Origin of the sequence: Pantoea sp. Ap-967, assembly GCF_011752565.1 — a bacterium.
Taxonomy (GTDB): domain Bacteria; phylum Pseudomonadota; class Gammaproteobacteria; order Pseudomonadales; family Pseudomonadaceae; genus Aquipseudomonas.
The window spans coordinates 189631-205978 of record NZ_VWXK01000002.1 but is presented as its reverse complement, the minus strand read 5'-3'; the positions used below and the strand labels follow the sequence as shown (position 1 = coordinate 205978).

General features: G+C 55.5%; 16 protein-coding genes. 2 read left to right on the top strand and 14 right to left on the bottom strand.

Going from position 1 to position 16348, the window contains the following annotated elements; genetic code table 11:
• Positions 1-353: 353 nt before the first annotated feature.
• Positions 354-1325 carry a LysR substrate-binding domain-containing protein gene (locus tag F3J45_RS03420; protein WP_205300378.1) on the bottom strand — a complete coding sequence of 324 codons (972 nt, stop codon included), beginning with the start codon at positions 1323-1325 and terminating at the stop codon, positions 354-356.
• A 155-nt stretch (positions 1326-1480) separates the two neighbouring features.
• Here F3J45_RS03420 and F3J45_RS03415 point away from each other — a divergent pair, with 155 nt between their 5' ends.
• Complete coding sequence (locus F3J45_RS03415; protein WP_167057364.1) at positions 1481-2236, top strand: class II aldolase/adducin family protein; 756 nt, start codon at positions 1481-1483, stop codon at positions 2234-2236.
• A 60-nt stretch (positions 2237-2296) separates the two neighbouring features.
• On the opposite strand, the gene F3J45_RS03410 is transcribed toward F3J45_RS03415, so the two are convergent.
• The 12 genes from F3J45_RS03410 to F3J45_RS03355 all read right to left on the bottom strand — a co-directional run bounded on the left by F3J45_RS03410 (position 2297) and on the right by F3J45_RS03355 (position 14449).
• Positions 2297-3232, bottom strand: a complete 936-nt coding sequence (locus F3J45_RS03410) for a LysR family transcriptional regulator (RefSeq protein WP_167057361.1) — start codon at positions 3230-3232, stop codon at positions 2297-2299.
• Positions 3233-3299: 67 nt separating this feature from the next.
• On the bottom strand, positions 3300-4025 hold the full coding sequence (locus tag F3J45_RS03405; RefSeq protein WP_167057358.1) for an SDR family NAD(P)-dependent oxidoreductase: 726 nt from the start codon (positions 4023-4025) through the stop codon (positions 3300-3302).
• A 14-nt stretch (positions 4026-4039) separates the two neighbouring features.
• The gene (locus tag F3J45_RS03400; protein WP_167057355.1) at positions 4040-4963 is read right to left on the bottom strand and encodes an NAD(P)-dependent oxidoreductase; all 924 of its coding nucleotides are present in this window, start codon (positions 4961-4963) and stop codon (positions 4040-4042) included.
• Between the two features lie 11 nt (positions 4964-4974).
• Positions 4975-5805, bottom strand: a complete 831-nt coding sequence (locus F3J45_RS03395) for a polysaccharide deacetylase (protein ID WP_167057352.1) — start codon at positions 5803-5805, stop codon at positions 4975-4977.
• Positions 5789-7225, bottom strand: coding sequence for an APC family permease (locus F3J45_RS03390; protein WP_167057349.1), 1437 nt, complete (start codon positions 7223-7225; stop codon positions 5789-5791). Before F3J45_RS03390 ends, F3J45_RS03395 begins: the two co-directional genes overlap by 17 nt.
• Positions 7226-7242: 17 nt before the next feature.
• Positions 7243-8199 (bottom strand): agmatinase, encoded by a 957-nt coding sequence (gene speB, locus F3J45_RS03385; RefSeq protein ID WP_167057346.1) that lies wholly within the window; start codon positions 8197-8199, stop codon positions 7243-7245.
• Between the two features lie 308 nt (positions 8200-8507).
• Positions 8508-9920, bottom strand: coding sequence for a cytosine permease (locus F3J45_RS03380; RefSeq protein ID WP_167057343.1), 1413 nt, complete (start codon positions 9918-9920; stop codon positions 8508-8510).
• A gap of 232 nt (positions 9921-10152) precedes the next feature.
• A complete protein-coding gene (locus F3J45_RS03375; protein ID WP_167057340.1) occupies positions 10153-10470 on the bottom strand; it encodes a hypothetical protein in 318 nt (105 codons plus the stop codon).
• Between the two features lie 60 nt (positions 10471-10530).
• Entirely contained in the window at positions 10531-11316 is a 786-nt protein-coding gene (locus tag F3J45_RS03370) for an ABC transporter substrate-binding protein (protein WP_167057337.1), read from the bottom strand.
• A 70-nt stretch (positions 11317-11386) separates the two neighbouring features.
• Positions 11387-12334, bottom strand: coding sequence for an ornithine cyclodeaminase family protein (locus tag F3J45_RS03365; protein WP_167057334.1), 948 nt, complete (start codon positions 12332-12334; stop codon positions 11387-11389).
• On the bottom strand, positions 12331-13308 hold the full coding sequence (locus tag F3J45_RS03360; protein ID WP_167057331.1) for a threonine/serine dehydratase: 978 nt from the start codon (positions 13306-13308) through the stop codon (positions 12331-12333). Before F3J45_RS03360 ends, F3J45_RS03365 begins: the two co-directional genes overlap by 4 nt.
• Before the next feature lie 19 nt (positions 13309-13327).
• Positions 13328-14449: a succinylglutamate desuccinylase/aspartoacylase family protein gene (locus F3J45_RS03355; RefSeq protein WP_205300377.1), complete on the bottom strand. Its 1122-nt coding sequence runs from the start codon at positions 14447-14449 to the stop codon at positions 13328-13330.
• 254 nt (positions 14450-14703) lie between these two features.
• Here F3J45_RS03355 and F3J45_RS03350 point away from each other — a divergent pair, with 254 nt between their 5' ends.
• Positions 14704-15588: a DMT family transporter gene (locus F3J45_RS03350; protein ID WP_167057328.1), complete on the top strand. Its 885-nt coding sequence runs from the start codon at positions 14704-14706 to the stop codon at positions 15586-15588.
• Between the two features lie 73 nt (positions 15589-15661).
• Here F3J45_RS03350 and F3J45_RS03345 read toward each other — a convergent pair whose 3' ends face one another.
• A complete protein-coding gene (locus F3J45_RS03345) occupies positions 15662-16267 on the bottom strand; it encodes a transcriptional regulator (protein WP_167057325.1) in 606 nt (201 codons plus the stop codon).
• Positions 16268-16348: the final 81 nt, after the last annotated feature.

Genomic DNA, 16348 nt, shown 5'->3' with positions numbered 1-16348 from the left:
CACTGGTGTTGGACGCATCGCACCGAAACCGAACGTAAGTCGCATCCAGTGGCACGTGGACCTAGAAGCGCGCCATTGACTCACATGTTTTCATCGCTGCCAAAAAACATTTGGACATGGCTCTAGGGCGGTATTTCTGGTTTTCTGAAGCAAAAATGTACCCCTAAAAATGCCCTCTGATACCCTCAGTAGGATACGCAATCGAGAATGGCGATTTCTGAGAGCTATCGGGATGGAGCACACCGGACTTCAGTGTACCTCCATGGCGAGATGGTCTGAAGATGGGGCGGCCGAGTATCGGTTTGAGTGATCAGCGCGAGCGACTATCTCGGATTTATGTGACCTGCGCGAATCTAGGTCGTGTGAGCGAGTGTTTCAATGAGCCAGTCGCTGAACGCCTTGACGATAGGGCGCTCCGCCTTAGCTGGATGGCAGACCAAAAAGTACGCCCGGTTTGAGCGCGTACTGATTTCGAACGGGCTCACCAAGAGCCCACGCCTCAGTGCGTCGCTGCTGAGCAGGTTATCGCCCATCGCGACGCCTTGTCCTGCTAAGCAGGCGGCCAGAGCACATGGGGCGTCAGAGAACAAAATACCCGAGGAGAAATCAACTTGGTTACGGCCTGCTGCCCCTAGCCATACCCGCCAATCCGTGTAGTCGTTCATGTGCAGCAGCGTGTACTTCAGTAGGTCATCGGTGTGCCGGAGACCGCCATTGGCGTAGAGCAGTTGGGGGCTCAACACCGGAAAATAGTGCAGGTCCACCAAGGGCATCACCTGCAGATTCGGCCAATCACCCGTGCCATAGGAAATGAAGACATCCGCTTCGTTCGAGGTGGTATCGGCCGGGGTTCGTGGGGATATCAGATGGAATTTAACCTGGGGGTATAGCGTCATGAATTCATTGATGTGCTGGCACAACCAGGCGCTGGCAAAACCTGTATTACAGCTGACGCACAGGCGCCCCGCGATCTGTTGTTCATGCTGACCAGCTGCAGCCAGCTGAACGCGCTCAAGGATGTGTTGCACTTCCCGGGCAAACTGCTCCCCTCGAAACGTAAGCCGGATGCCTCGGCCAATTCGTTCAGTCAGCGCGAACCCCAGCTGTTCCTCAAGCGTGCTGATGCGGTGGCTGACCGCACTTCGCGTGAGGCTGAGCTCGTCAGCTGCACCTGAGATGCTTCCGAGACGTGCCACCGCATCCAGTGCACGAAGCGCCGTCATTGATGGGAATAGCATAAAGCTCCGCACCTGATGCAAATGGTCAATTGGTGAAACTAACACTACATCACCGGCGAAAATAATTCGATTGTTGCTAGTTTTCATTCACCCATACTGAACCTAACGATCAGTGCCTGCTCGGCCACTTCAAGAAGAGGTGGACTTGCTTTCAGACGGCGTAATTCACCAGCGTCGCTGATGGCTGGAGAAGGTGCTGAGCTACTAAGCCAGAGCCTCACATCAGTATTGGAGTGAAATGCATGACCTCAACCGAACAAGTGCTGCGCGAGGAACTAGCTGCCTGCTACCGGCTAATCGCGCATTTCCGCATGACCGATTTGATCTTCACCCATATTTCGGTACGTATCCCGGGGCCGGAGCATCATTTCCTGATCAATCCATACGGGCTGATGTTCGATGAAATCACCGCCTCCAATTTGGTCAAAATCGACCTGGATGGGGCGCCCGTTGGCGATACGCCTTACGCCGTCAACCCGGCCGGTTTTGTGATCCACAGTGCTATTCACCGTGCGCGTGACGATCTTCAATGCGTACTGCATACCCATACGCGCGCCGGCTGTGCAGTTGCAGCATTGGAGTGCGGTTTACTGCCCGTGAATCAGATCTCCATGGAGTTCTACGGCAAGATTGCCTACCACCACTATGAAGGGGTTGCCCTGGATCTCGATGAACAACAACGCCTGGTTGCGGATTTGGAAGACAAGAACGTGATGATCTTGCGCAACCACGGGCTGCTGACGGGAGGACGCACAGTGGGTGAAGCGTTCATCAGGATGTACTACCTGGAAAAAGCCTGTGAGATACAGCTCACGGCCCAGCAGGCCGGTCAGTTGCTGCTGCCGAGCCATGAAATTTGTGCTCATACAGAGCGACAGTTCAATGAGCCGCAGCGCGAACTGAAAGAGGGGGAGTTGTCAGATCCTGATGCGGCTACCCTGGCCTGGAAGGCGTTGCTGCGCATGCTGGACCGAGTAGCGTCCGATTACCGCTACTGATCTGAGAGCACTTCGCAGGTTCATCGGGGGGCAGCGCTTATCGCACCCTCCAATGATCAGTCAGGTGCTCAACAGCATCTGATGTTCACCTGCAGGCGGCTGATTGCCGCTGGTGAGTATACTGATGAAGCTGGCCAAGCCTGCCTGCAATTCCATTCCTTGCCGAGTAATGCAGTGAAAAGCTGATGTGTAGGCAAGTCGATCTGGAAGAATGGCTCGCAGTCGTCCTTGTTCTACCCAGGTTTTCGCATAGTGGGAGGGGAGGTAGCCGATGTAAGTCCCCGAGAAAACCAGCAGGGCGATGGCCTCCATCGAGAAGGCGCTGATCATGTTGTTGAAGCGCAGTTCGTAAGGCCGGCGATTTTCTGCAACGTAGCCGCGATCCACGTAGTCGGAAGCACTGATTTCTTCGATGGTTAGTGTTTCATCTGCTCGATCAAAGAACGGATGATCACTGCTGCAGTAGAGGTTCTGCTCCTCGTTGAACAGTGGTCTGTAATCCAGGCCCGAGAGCCGATGGTGAAAGGCTCCGATCGCCAGATGCAGGCGTTCTTCCAGGACTGCTTGCTCCAGTTCATCGGGACGCATCACATGCAGCTGCAGTCGAATCCTTGGAAGGTTTTTGCGAAAGCGAGCAATTGCATTCGGCAGGGGGCTCTCCGGCATCGTAGCCAAGCTGTCTACAGTACCCAGCTGAAGGTGTTCCTGGCTTCGGCCGTTCACTTCCACTGTTCTTTGTCGAAAGCGTTCGATGTCGGCAAAGAGTTCCTGGGCAGCGCTGTAGGTGGCCAAACCTTCTTCTGTGAGCTGAAAGCCGGACTTGCCTCGCTTGCACAACGAATAGCCCACACGAATTTCTAGGTCGCGGATCACGACACTCAGCCGCGGTAGACTCATGTTCAAACGCGTCTGGGCTGCGGTGAACCCCCCAGCCTCAACAATCGTGCAGAACGTGCGGAGCATCCGCAGATCCACGTCATTTAAGTTTCCAAGCATGACCACCTCTAGTCGTGTGGGCTTTCTGACACCCTGCTACCGAAATAGCAGGGCTGAAGGGCTGACTTTACCCGTTCATCACTCCGCCACCGTTCACGCCCAGTACCTGACCTGTCGTGAAACTGGCTTTCTCGGAGGAAAGGAACACCACAGTATGAGCGATCTCGTCTGCAGTCCCGAGGCGCTGGAGTGGATACCGTGCAGCTTCTTCTTTCACGTAAGCCGGCCCAAGTCGCTCGACCATTGGCGTAAGTGTGCCACCAGGTGCCACCGCATTTACCCTCACGGCATGAGACGCGAGTTCTCTGGCTAGCGATTTGGTGAATGCGATAATCCCACCTTTTGCTGCGGAGTAGTGACACAGATTGGCGCAACCCAGCTGACCGAGGTCAGAGGCAATGTTGATGATGGAGCCACTGCCTTGTCGGGTCATGAGCCGAGCTGCTTCCTGCGCGAAAAAGAAGGTGCCGTAAAGGTGCACGCGTATCATCAGATCCCATTGCTCGAACGCCATCCGGGTGATTGGCGCTTCGTTGAGGATGCCGGCATTGTTTACCAGCACGTCCAGCCGCTCCAAACCGCTGAAAGCATGCTTCACCGTCTCCGGCGATGAAACGTCACCCAGCGCAATACGAACTATGACGCCTTTAGATTCCAGTTCCTGGACCAACGATTCAAGCTCGTGGCTGAAGCTCATGTCATTTAACACTGCCGTGTCGCCAGTTTCAGCCAAGGCGAGGGCGATAGCGCGGCCGATGCCATTGGCGGCGCCTGTCACAAGATAAGTTTTCATGGGGCGGGTCCAGATCAGTAGGGATGGTTTTCGAGCCAGCGTGCGTAGGTCACCAAGCCGTCGCTTAACAGATACTCAGGGTGGTAACCGAGCTGCTCACGTGCTGCGGTGATGTCGAACCGTGCGTTTTCATCGAGGACGTCAATCGAGCCTGGGCCGATGGCAATGTCTGCGGCCGGATACAGAGAGCGAACCCGCTCGGCAACCGAGGAGTAGCTCTCTTGTTCGCCGGCGGTGACGTTGAACACTCGCTGAGTTAATTGCCCATCCTCGACGGTTGCTGCCAGTAGGCAGGCCGCTGCGACGTCCGAAACGTGCACGTATTGCAGGTGGTAATCGCCACCAGCGGCTTCATAGAGTGGCTTTCCGTCGATGGCTGCTCGCAGCAAGTCCTTGAGATAGCACTGCATGAATTGGCCAGGCCCGTAAATCCAACCCGGGCGCAGTGAAACAACGCTGACCTGGTAGAGGTCGGTGTAGACCTGGCCAAGCTTTTCGGTGAACACCTTGGTGCAGCCGTAGGGGGTGGTCGGTTGCAGCGGCACCGACTCGTCGATCACGCCGAGTGCTTGGTTATTGCCGTAGGCACACTCGGAGCTGAGGTTCACCACTCGAGGTGTTCCGCTCAGGCGTGCCGCTTCCAGCACGTGAGTAGTGCCCACCGCGTTGGTCAACACGGTCTGCAGTGGGATGCGCCGCGAATCAACAGGGTGGGAGATTGCTGCCGTATGGATGACAGCATCAAACTTCTGGGACTGAAAGGTTTCCAGCAGGCTGGCCAGATCGATCAGATCGCCTTGGCGATATTGGTAGTCAGCAGCTTCGATTGCACAAGTCAGACTGCGATCATAGCCAGTCACGCGGTGACCTTGCTTTAGAAGCTGACACACGACTTCTTGTCCAAGGAAGCCATTGGACCCTGTCACGAGAACATTCATGGTGAAACCTCTCAGTAGGGATGAACGGGCAGATCCAGCGCGCCCTTGCGCACCTGTTCGTACACGTCGTCAGGCGTGCACCACCAGGCGTCGTCGTTCTGTTGAATGCGTTGAATCAAACGCTCCAACATCAGGAGTCGTGAGGGCCTGCCAATCAGTTGCGGATGCATGGTGAGAATGAAGTGGCCACCATACGCGCGCATGCCGTCCAACTCGGAGGTCCACAGGCTCAGGACCTTGTCAGGTGCCTCGATCACACCTCCTACGGCGGGTTCGGCGGAGTAAGCGAACTGCTCCCAGTCATCCAGCGCCCAACTGACCGGCAACTCTAGAAGCTGCCCAGGCTCGCCCCCTACCAGGTAGGGGCGGTCGTCCCCCATCAGGCTGCTGTCGGTTTTGAACCCGAGCTCGACCAGTGAGCTGATGACATCCGGCGTGATTTCCCAAACCGGAGCACGATAGTGGTTAACCTCGCGCCCAATGGTCCGCTCTAGCACTGCTTTACTGTCGCGGAGGATGCGCAGGTTCTGTTCAGGTGTTTGTTCGTCGACGCGTTCGTGGAAATAGCCATGACAGCCAATGCCATGACCAGCTTCTGCGATTCCGCGGACGATGTTTGGGTCCATCTCGGCGATCAAGGCCGGGATGTAGAACTGGGCACGGACGTCGTACTTTGCAAGCAGTTCGAGAATGCGGGGCACACCCACTCTACGGCCGTAGGCGCCCATTGAGAGTAAAGTCAGTCGGCGCCCGTCCAGGCTGGACGATTCCCAGGCGGTTTCACCATCTAGATCAAAGCTCAGAGTTACTGCGTAACGTTTTCGATCAGGCCACATGGTCATGGGGAACAGTCCTTTGCGATGGCGCCTTACGGCGCAGCCGGTTGTAAGTGAGTACCACCGCACCGCTGGCGATGATGACGATGCCGCAGTACCAGACGTGATAGAGATAGGCAGGGTCCGCAGGTTGGGCACCTGCGGTGTAGGTGATGTAGGCGAGGGTCAGTAGTGCCAAGGCTGGCAAGCCGGACATTGCGAAGGCTTTATGAAGTGGCTGTTCGCGGAAGACCGCGAAAATGAAGCAGAGGATCATCGTGCCGTAGGAGATCATCATCGTGATCGACACCACATCGTAGTACCACTGCAAGTCGCTCACTGGCTTTGCCCAGATCATTGCCAACCCACAAACAGTTCCAATCACGGTCAGGCGAACGGGAACGCGCCTCGTGTTCAGTTTTTCCAGCGCCGCCGGCAACTCGCCATCGCGACTCATGCGATAGCCTGCGCGAACCCCGGCATTCAGCGAGATGTTCAAGCAGTTGCATGCTGACGTGATGATGACCAGGGTCGGCAACCAGAGAAGCCAGGAGGGAAGGTACAGCTTTGCAATGCTGCCGATTGCTTGCGCGCTGTCTGCGAACATGCCGGCGAGCGTGCTGGCAGGGACTGCCATTTTCCAGCCGATCGCCGCGATCGAGTAGATCACCAACATTGCAGTCAAGGTCAGCAGGAATGACCGCTGTATGGTTCTTACGGGGGTTTTGGCCTCTTCAATGAAATTGATCGAAGAGTCGAACTGCGCGAGCATCCACATCCCAAACAACATGCCTGGTCCAATGGCCGTCCAGAAGCTGTCCAGTGACGAGGGCAGGTAGGAGCTCAGGACACCTGCGCTGGGTACTTGTGGATGGATGATGCCTGCCAAGCCCAGGCCCAGGAGCACTGCGAGTTCGAGGGCCAGCAGGCAGATGGCGACTTTGGCAGTAGCCTCGACACCCCTCAAGTTCAGCATCATGAATACGATGAGCATCGTGCTGGCCACGACCTGCCCGGTATGAACTGAACCATCAAGGCCAAGCAGGCTTTGTGCATATTGCGCCCCGACCAGTGCGCACATCGCGGTCACGCTGAAGCACATGATCACGTACGCCCAGCCAAGAATGGTGGCCGCTCCTGGTGTCAGATAGCGCTTGCTGAACACAAAGACGCCTCCGGCCGCAGGTGCCCGGCGGACCAGGTACACAAGGCTGAAGGCAATCACCATCATGGGGAAGAAGTACGCAGCGAGAATCGATAGCGGTGCGAGTTCTCCAGACAGCGTGTAGAGCAGGGGCATCGACGATACCCCGACCCACGCTGGGCCATTGAAGGCCAGTGTATTGGCACAGACGTTGAGCGTGCTCAGCCGTCCCTTGGAGAGGGTGGTGTCGATCTCTCGAACTTCACCCTTTCGGTCGTAACCTATGAAGTCGCTGAAGCTCATGATGGCTTCTCCTCGACTTAGGCGTGGTCAGCCAGAGCATCCGCGAGGATGCAGAGCAGTTCGAACATCATCGTTGCGCCGACGAGTGCTGTGGCGCCTCCCATGTCGAACGGTGGCGAAACCTCTACGACGTCAGCACCTACCAGGTTCAAACCGCGCAGACCGCGGATTATTTGTTGGGCTTGCAGCGTTGTCATCCCGCCGATTTCTGGTGTGCCGGTTCCTGGAGCAAATGCCGGATCCAAGACGTCAACGTCGAAGCTGATGTAGGTAGGGTCGTCGCCAACGACACGGCGGGCCTCTGCCAGGGTGCCTTCTACGCCGAGATCGCAGAACTCCTCCATGTGGATCACCCGGATCCCACATTCCTCAGCAAACGCTTCATCTTCGGCCGAGTAGATCGAGCCGCGAATGCCGATCTGCACGGTGCGCCGCGGGTCCAGCAGACCTTCTTCAATCGCACGGCGGAAGGGCGTTCCATGGGTGTAGGGGTTGTTGCCGAAGTAGCGATCATTAGTGTCGGAGTGAGCATCGAAATGCACCATACCGATTGGGCGATGACGGGCGAGAGCGCGGAAGATCGGCAGGGTGACCAGGTGATCACCGCCTACGGACAAGGGGATGACGCCAGCCTGGTGCAGTTTGCTGAAGAACCCTTCGATCTGCTTCAGCGAATCGAGAAGGTCGATCGGGTTGACGGGAGCATCGCCGAGGTCTCCGACGCGGACTAAGTCATAGGGCGCGATACGGCTCACGTGATGAACCTTGCGCATGAGGCTGGACATGTTCCGTACCTCACGTGGTCCGTGACGTGCGCCAGCGCGGTTAGTTGTACCGCCATCCCAAGGAACGCCTACCAAACCGATGCGAACCTGATATGGGTCTTCGAAAGCAGGTAGCCGCATGAATGTGGGGATGCCTGCAAAGCGTGGCACCAGGGCCGCATCAATAGGCTGTGGATTTTTGTTAGTCATGAAGGTCTCCACGTCGACCTTTATTGGCCGACTTTTTATGTTTGTCATTAAGGAGCGTATTGCAGGTGAAAATATTTGAGAATTACCAACTTACGAGGCAGTAGCCCGAGCGGAAAGGGCAATGATGTTGGCTCTGCTTCTGTTATGCCTCATTGCCAAGATCAGGGTATGAACAGCCTGCGCTCAAATAAATCGCCAGTTGCGAAAGCTAGGTTGTCAAAAAATGAAAGTAACTTGTGGGTGTCCATTTCATTGAAGATGGGGGTGGTGCCAACGCATGAGCGAGCGGCTTGCTTATGCACATGCTTTTAAGTATTAGGGTGTGCATGGGCAGGTGCGCTCGACATGTTTCGCTTCGCAAGTATGTAGTAGATAGCCCCAGGTATGATGAGCCCGATAATCCAGGAAATATCTACTCCACCCATTTTCTCGACCCAGGGGCCGGTGTACAGACTGGTAGAAATAAAGGGCATCTGGATGAAAATGCCGAAAATGTAAGTGCCAATCCCCACCATGTTCCAGCGGCCATATTGCCCGTTGGGGTCGAACAAGGCATCGAGGTTATATTGCTCCTTGTTGATGAAGTAGAAGTCAACAAGGTTAATCGCGCTCCACGGCGTGAAGAATGCCAGCAAGAACAATATGAACGATTTGAAGGTTCCGATAAACGAATCCTCACCGAGCAATGCAACGGTGGTGGATGCGCCGACAATACAGAGCACGAAACACACCTTTTTCGCAGCGCTGATTGCCACATCCCCGCGGAAACCACTGATGACCGTGGCGGCGCACATGAAGCTGCCGTATGCGTTGAGTGTCGAGATCGTGAGCTTGCCAAAAGCAATGCTGAAGTAGATCAGCGCAGCTGCCAGCCCCTTGCTGCCGAGGCCTACGATTACGGACACCTCATGGCCGGCGAAACTAGCCCCGGCCAGGGCGGCTGCGAACACTCCAAGAACCATTGAAATTTGCGCGCCGATGGCAGAGCCAAGTCCGACAGCCAAAATGGTTTTAAAGGGAGAAGTTTTGCTAGGAAGGTATCGGGAATAGTCCGCAACGTATGGGCCAAATGCGATTTGCCATGAGGCCGAAAGCGACACGGCCAAGAGGAAGCTACCCCAGGCGAAGTGACGGATCGCCATGAGTTGGCCAACATCATTGGTCATCATGAGGCGGACAAACAGATAGCAGAACGCGATGATACCCACCACGCTCGCTGCGCGACCTGCGATGTGAATGAAGCGGTAGCCCATGATCGTCATGAGCATGGTCAAGCTGGCAAAGATAAGAATACCGCCGCTGTTGCTCACCCCGACCAGTTGCGCCACGGCTTGGCCAGAGAGAATGGCACCCGTTGCGTTGAACCCCAGATACATTAGGGCAACCAGCACAATAGGGATCGTTGCCCCGTACACGCCAAACTGGACTCGGCTTGAGATCATCTGGGGGAGACCAAGCTTTGGTCCTTGTGCGGCATGAAGGGCCATGACGGCGCCCCCAAAAATCTGTCCAATCAACAAACCAATCAGCGACCAGAACACGTCCCCGCCCAGAACGACTGCAAGAGAGCCAGTCAACAGCGCGGTAATTTGCAGGTTGCTGCCGAGCCATAGCGTGAATTGGCTATAGAGACTGCCATGTCGTTCAGATTCTGGAATGTGGTCAATAGAGCGTTTTTCGAGTAAAGCGGGTTGACGCGGTTCAACCGAAGAGGTGGGCATTTGCTATCTCCACGGGACATTGTTTTGTCCTCGTAATTTTTGTTGGCGTAAGAGATGGGCAGTAGCGAATTCAGCGAGGTGGACGTTGTACTTATTTTGTGTTGCTACCAGTCAAGACTATCCTCGTAAAAGGCAGAGGTATAGGCTTATTTGGTTAAGCCAGCTTTAGGGTTCGGTTAACTGAAGGAGCAGAGGGGCGGACGGCTGCGTCGTTGTCAAGTGGCTTCGCGAGTTATCGTAAACGGGATTCTGGTGGTGGGATCACCTTGACCTCTAAAGGCCAATGCCCAGAATTAGAAACAGCTTCAAGGCAAATCTCTACCTCGCTGAGTGGCCAGCATACAAAGAATCCACCATCAATCAAGTCGGGATGTGAGAACTGCCATGTCCTTTCGCTTTCCTGAGAAAAAGGTAATATGGATTTTTCACATTTTATGACTGTAAAGAAGCCTGCAGAAGTTGCCTGCCGCTCTACCACTTGGCTCGTACATTGCTCAAAGGCGTCAAGCATCCCGTTGAGAGCGGTTGTTTCCAGGAAGTCAAAATTCATCAGGGTCGCCTATTTATCGTTATTAGCGCCTTAATTTATTCGAGCTGAGAGACTGGGCTCTTACTCTCCGTAAATATCGAATTTGAAATAATGATCTTGAATGGCTTTGTACTCGCCGTTAGCGCGAATAGCCGTCAGCGCTTGGTTAAAGCGCTCCGCTAGTACTTTGTCTCCCTTGCGCACTGCGATACCTACACCGTCGCCAAAGTACTTTGGTTCTTGCAACGGTTTACCAGCGAAGGCGTAGCCTTTTCCATTTGGAGTATCAAGAAAACCTATCCGAACTGCCACATCGTCACCTTGGACCGCATCCAGTCGCCCGGCAATCAGGTCCAGATACGCTTCATTCAGAGAGGCGTAGCGAATAATTTGCGCCCCGATCGGAGCCAGTATTTCTGTTGCGAATCGGTCGTGAATCCCTGCTCGTTGCACGCCTACTCGCTTACCGGCCAGCCCTGAGAAAGCGGTGCCCAGGTCTGTCCCTTCCTTCATTACGATTCGTCCATTAGAGAGGTAATAGCGATTAGTAAAGTCAACAGACTTTTTTCGTTCCTCGCTGATTGTCATCGACGAAATGATGGCATCAATCTTCCTTACCTTCAGCGAGGGGATCAGGCCATCAAACTCTTGTTCGACCCACTGACACTTGACCTGCATTTGCGCACACAAAGCATTGCCGATGTCGTAGTCGAAGCCAACGATTTCGCCGTTACCGGTTTTGGATGCGAAGGGTGGATAGGCGGCCTCGATGCCAATGCGCAAACTATCGGCCGCGCGAGCTTGGGATGCCAAGAGAAGTGCAAGTACTGAGCTTGAGAAGAGGGTGGAGAGTTTTTTTATTTTCATGATGTCACTCCAGCAGTAATGCACCCCGCGCCTTGGAAGCAGGGCGCGAGAATGCGAAGGGGCGGGATGATCAGCCTTGCATGGAGGCCAATGCACAGCTCGAAATCTGAGCGTCCTGGACGGCCACACCGGTCAGGTCAACCAGGGTGATCTGATTGTCGTTTTCACGGCCACGCACATTGCCTGCAAGCAGTGCGCCCAATTCAGCCAGTTGGCTTTCATCGATCAAGCCGGCCTTGAGTGCGTGGGAGATCTCGCCGTACTGGCTGCACTGATAAATCGAGTCGACGATGATGCGGTCTGCCCGAGCGACAAGCGCAGCGTCGAGCTCCTGTTTACCTGCAGCGTCGGCACCGACAGCAGTGATGTGCGTGCCAGGCTGTACCCACTCGCTCTTCAACAGAGGTTCGCGGGAGGGGGTTGCGCTAACGATCAGGTTTGCGCCGTGGGCAACATCGGCGGCATTCTTGGTGGTCTGCACCTGATACCCCAGCCCGGTGGCGAAGGCCTTGTAAGCTTCGAGCTCAGCGTCACTGCGGCCCCACACGATGACCTTGCGGCACGTAGTAACAGCAGCCAGTTGCTCCAGCTGCATCCGCGCCTGCATGCCGGCACCGAGGATGCCGATTGCTTTGACGTTTTTAGGAGCCAGCAGGCGGGCTGCGATACGGCCAGCCAAAGCAGTGCGGATGCATGTCAGCCAGCCTTCATCCTGCATCAGCGCGAGTGGCTGCCCAGTCGTGGCAGACAACACCATCATCAGACCGTCGTTGCTTTCCAGGCCTTTGGACGGGTTGTCGTAGAAGCCGGTCGAGATTTTCACGGTGAAGGTGTCGCTTCCTTCCACATATGCCGACTTCACGCAGCAGTCACCATTCGCGGCAGTGAATGCAAACGCCTGAACTGGTGGAACCTGGGCCTTACCTGCAGAGAAGGCAATGAAGCCCTCTTCCAGGCGCTGTACTGCCAGTTCCAGATTGAGTTGAGAGATGATTTGCTCTTTGCTAAAGACTTTCATTGAACTGCCCCAAGGAATTTCTCGAGAAGGATGTTGCGGCCGCAAATGACCACCGCGACGCGCTTGCCCCGGTATTCCCTTGCCAGTTTTTGCATGCTGGCCACCGCGACGCCGGCAGCGCCTTCGATGATCCAGCGTTCGCAGCTAGCGATATCGCGCATCGCCGCTTTGATTTCTGCCTCACTGACCAGCACCGTCCTCGTTAGCAGGCTCTGGCAGAGCGGGAAGGTGATGCTGCCCGGTTCGATGCCGCCCGCGGTGCCATCGGAAATGGTGTCGTCTTCTTCCATTTCGATGATCTCGCCAGCTTCGAGCGATTTCTGCATGGTTGGGGCGTTAGCTGGCCAGCAACCAATGATGTCGATCTTCGGGTTTAGCGCGCGCAAGGCAGCGCCGATTCCGGAAATCATGCCCCCACCGCCAACGGCGACGAATACAGCATCCAGATCCGGAGCCTGTTCGAAGAGCTCAATGCCGATCGTGCCCTGGCCCGCGATGATTTCTGGGTCGTTGTAAGGCGAAACAAATGGCTTACCTTGGAGCTCAGCCTGGCGAGCAGCCTCAAGCTCCACGCTCAGCGGATCCATGTCGAGGCTCACGACTTCTGCGCCGAGGGCCCGGATGGCATCCAGCTTGTAAGCGGATGCAGATGTGGTGGTGTAGACCGTGACCGGTACCCCCAGGACTTTGCCTGCAAGCGCCAGGCCCTGTCTGTGGTTACCCGATGAAGCAGTGATTACTCCCAGCTTGCGCTGCGCTTCGGGCAACAGACGGACTTTGTTGCTGGCTCCGCGGAACTTGAACGAGCCCGTGTGCTGGAGGTGCTCACATTTAAGGTACACATGGCAACCCGTCATTGCGGACAGACGAGCGCTATGGGTGAGCGGTGTAACACTCACTTCTGGGCGCAGTGCTTGGTGCGCTTCGGCAATCGCCTCGTATAGCGAAAAGAGGTATTTAGCGTCGACAGTCATTTTTTAACCCTTCGTAAATTCAGAAGTGATTGAGCAATTGGCCGGCTCGTCGATTGGAAAAGGGTTCGATACCGGCAAGCAGTGCTACGCGTTGGCCGGCTCGCACCAGCTTGAAGAGCGGTTGAACCACGAGGACGCCATCAACATCGCTGTGAATGGGAATTCTTGGGGTGCCGATCGAGGCGTCGATCGGCACGAGCTCGGCGATCAATTCGCCTTTTGATACGCGGTCCCCAGGTCGTTTTTTCCAGGCCAGCAGACCATGTCCTGGAGAGGGCAAGTGGCTCGCGCCCTCAAGTGGGTAGACTTGAGGCGAGCCTTTCGCTGGAGGCTGATCGTCAAGACGCAACAGTCCCTCGCTTGCCAAGAAGTTGAGGATCCCTTTCGCGTCCTGTTTTGCCAGTTCGTCATTCACATCTGCTTGTCCACGCAGCTCGATACTCGCAGCGAAAGGACGCTCTGTTTGAGAACTCAAACCTTGGTCGATGAGCCAGTTCCATGGACGGTTACACGACTCATCGAAAGGTTGGCCTCCTGCGGAGTGCTCAAGAAAGACAACATCGATGTTCATGCAGGCAGCGAGTCTGGTTGCCCGGTCACGCTGGGCCTGATTTGCGTACAGGTGGAGCACACCTGCAGTATCGCAATGCAGATCCAGCACGACGTCATGTTGAAGCGCTTCGCTTAGGAGCGCTTTGCGCAGCGCGCTGACGGTATCCGTGGTCGGCAGGGCGTTAATCGCGGCCTGCAGTTTCTGCTCCGACAGCACCGCACTGTTGTCGATATGCTGAGCCTCCAGCATCGGGATGAGGTCTGGAAAATTGCGGTTGAAGTTTTCACCGTTAGCCAGGTTGAAACGGCCGGTCCAGAACCCGAGCACGTTCTGCGTCATTCCCACTGGATTCGCGAATGGACAGATGACGATCTTGCCCAAGACTCGACCTTCCTGGTGCAGGTCAACCAGCATTTCCTGCAGGTGCCACAAAGTCAGCAGCCCTGGATGCTCATCCGCATGAAGGCCGGCTTGGATATAGGCGCTACGGGCAGATTCATGTCCGGTGAATTCATGGGTAAGCAGGCGGACCGTATTACCGGGGCCGAGGGGAGGCAGGTCCGTGAAGCGAGTCTGAATCGACATCATGCATGCCTCTGTCGTGGAATATATGTCTACAGTAGACCCATTTTCTCTGTAAAACAAGAGCCTTCAGACGTCCGGATGTCGAAATTTAGGCGCGCCTCGACACAGTCGTTGGGTAGATAGAACCCTCTAAATCAAGGCTTTCAGCGACTTCAGGCAACAAAAACTCTGTGTGGACGAAAAATCTCTAGTGGATATTTTAATGTCTAGCCCAGTAGCATCCGCCTCCCGTAAACAGCACAGTGGAGGATGCTGCCGTGAAGCCCAACCAGGTTTGGACCTTTGCCCTGATAGCCATTACCGCGGTATGGGGATGGAGCTTTGTCGCCAAACAACAGAGCTTGCACTCGAATAGTGCTTCGGCGCTCAATGCGTTCATCTTTATCATCGCCGCAGTTGCGCTACTCCCATGGGCGATCAAGCATCTCAAATCGCTTAGTAGACGGGACTGGCGTGCAGGGGTGTTCGCAGGTCTTATGCTGTTTATCGCTTTTGCGTTCCAAACGTCGGGCTTGGCCCACACGACACCCTCCAACGCGGGATTCATTGCTGGACTTTCGGTGGTTTTGACTCCCTGCTTCCTATTTTTGATCGGTGCTGAGCGGCCTAAAGCCAAGCAGGTGGTGGGGGCTAGTACTGCATTGTGTGGATTGGGCTTTCTCAGCCTCCAGGACTACGCGATCCATTACGGTGACCTGCTAATCCTCGGATGTGCTGTGTTTTTCGCAATCCACATCATCGTGCTATCCAAGATCAAGTTTGGCTCGACTTCTCTGGTTCTGGCATTCATCCAACTGCTCACCGTGGGTGTGCTGTCACTGGGTTGGAGCCTGGCTGCAGGGGAGTTTTCGCTGCCGCAGGACCGTTCGTCACTTCTGACAGTCCTGATTATCGCTGTGGTAGGAACCGCTGTTGCTTACCTGGTGCAGACCCGGGCTCAGATGGTGCTGCCGGCACAGAAGGTAGCGTTGCTGCTTGTATGCGAGCCGATCTTTAGTGGCTATTTTGGCTATCTGCTCGCCGGTGACCGCTTCACCTCGATGAACATCCTGGGGGCATGTCTGATTGTATTGGGCATGATCGTGAGCGAGCTGCGCTTGCCTGGCCTGAGGCGCAAGGTGGGAGTGGTTGCAGCAGACTGAAGCGTCTTACGCTTTCGAGCAGTGATGGCGAGGGACCGGCCAACGACTGGTGGTCCCTTCGTATTTGAGGGCGCTAGGCTCTCAGCTCCTTGAGGTACTTGTAGACAGTCGCCCTGCCCATGCTGAGAACATTGGCCACATAATCCGCGCCACTTCTACCCTCGAATGCGCCTTCTGCGTGGAGCGCCTCAACGAGGGTGCGCTTGTCTTTCATCTTCAACGTGCGCAGTGAGAGATTGCGTTCCTTGAGCCAAGTGTGCAGGAAGGTGTTGATCCGCTCTTGCCAGTCATCCTTGAACAGCGCGTCTGGCTGAGGGATCAAGCGGCTGACCTGGAAGAAAGCGTCCAGCGCTTCTCGCGCTTGCTCCAACACCGAAAAATTCAAATTGATGCAGAGCAAGTACTCGGCCTGTCCGTCCTGATCGTACAGGACGCTGGTGATTGAGCGGATTTTCTGCCCATTCCAGTTGATCTTCTCGTACGGGCCAATGCTTGCGGAGCTACGAAACTCCCCGAGCTCCTGGTCCAGCGCTGAGTCGTCGCCCAGCTTGCGCTTCGAAAAATTGTTGGCTATGTGAACGACTGTTTGGCTTTTCACCTCGTGCACGATGACTTCCGCGTGTGGGAAAAGCAGCAGCGCAATGCTGTCAGCGATTGCCTTGTAATTCTCGATATTCATCTTCCGCCAAAAGTTGGAATTGGGGGCGTGATCGCTCCCTGGGACATAGGGCTCTACAACCACGGGTGCGTGCTATTGTTG

Excerpts from the sequence above, each read along its gene's own strand:
- F3J45_RS03345 (WP_167057325.1), bottom strand. The coding sequence starts at position 16,267 with ATGAATATCGAGAATTACAAGGCAATCGCTGACAGCATTGCGCTGCTG.
- F3J45_RS03400 (WP_167057355.1), bottom strand. The coding sequence starts at position 4,963 with ATGAATGTTCTCGTGACAGGGTCCAATGGCTTCCTTGGACAAGAAGTC.
- F3J45_RS03355 (WP_205300377.1), bottom strand. The coding sequence starts at position 14,449 with ATGATGTCGATTCAGACTCGCTTCACGGACCTGCCTCCCCTCGGCCCC.
- F3J45_RS03415 (WP_167057364.1), top strand. The coding sequence starts at position 1,481 with ATGACCTCAACCGAACAAGTGCTGCGCGAGGAACTAGCTGCCTGCTAC.
- F3J45_RS03405 (WP_167057358.1), bottom strand. The coding sequence starts at position 4,025 with ATGAAAACTTATCTTGTGACAGGCGCCGCCAATGGCATCGGCCGCGCT.
- F3J45_RS03375 (WP_167057340.1), bottom strand. The coding sequence starts at position 10,470 with ATGAATTTTGACTTCCTGGAAACAACCGCTCTCAACGGGATGCTTGAC.
- F3J45_RS03370 (WP_167057337.1), bottom strand. The coding sequence starts at position 11,316 with ATGAAAATAAAAAAACTCTCCACCCTCTTCTCAAGCTCAGTACTTGCA.
- F3J45_RS03360 (WP_167057331.1), bottom strand. The coding sequence starts at position 13,308 with ATGACTGTCGACGCTAAATACCTCTTTTCGCTATACGAGGCGATTGCC.
- F3J45_RS03380 (WP_167057343.1), bottom strand. The coding sequence starts at position 9,920 with ATGCCCACCTCTTCGGTTGAACCGCGTCAACCCGCTTTACTCGAAAAA.
- F3J45_RS03410 (WP_167057361.1), bottom strand. The coding sequence starts at position 3,232 with ATGCTTGGAAACTTAAATGACGTGGATCTGCGGATGCTCCGCACGTTC.
- F3J45_RS03420 (WP_205300378.1), bottom strand. The coding sequence starts at position 1,325 with ATGAAAACTAGCAACAATCGAATTATTTTCGCCGGTGATGTAGTGTTA.
- F3J45_RS03390 (WP_167057349.1), bottom strand. The coding sequence starts at position 7,225 with ATGAGCTTCAGCGACTTCATAGGTTACGACCGAAAGGGTGAAGTTCGA.
- speB (WP_167057346.1), bottom strand. The coding sequence starts at position 8,199 with ATGACTAACAAAAATCCACAGCCTATTGATGCGGCCCTGGTGCCACGC.
- F3J45_RS03365 (WP_167057334.1), bottom strand. The coding sequence starts at position 12,334 with ATGAAAGTCTTTAGCAAAGAGCAAATCATCTCTCAACTCAATCTGGAA.
- F3J45_RS03395 (WP_167057352.1), bottom strand. The coding sequence starts at position 5,805 with ATGACCATGTGGCCTGATCGAAAACGTTACGCAGTAACTCTGAGCTTT.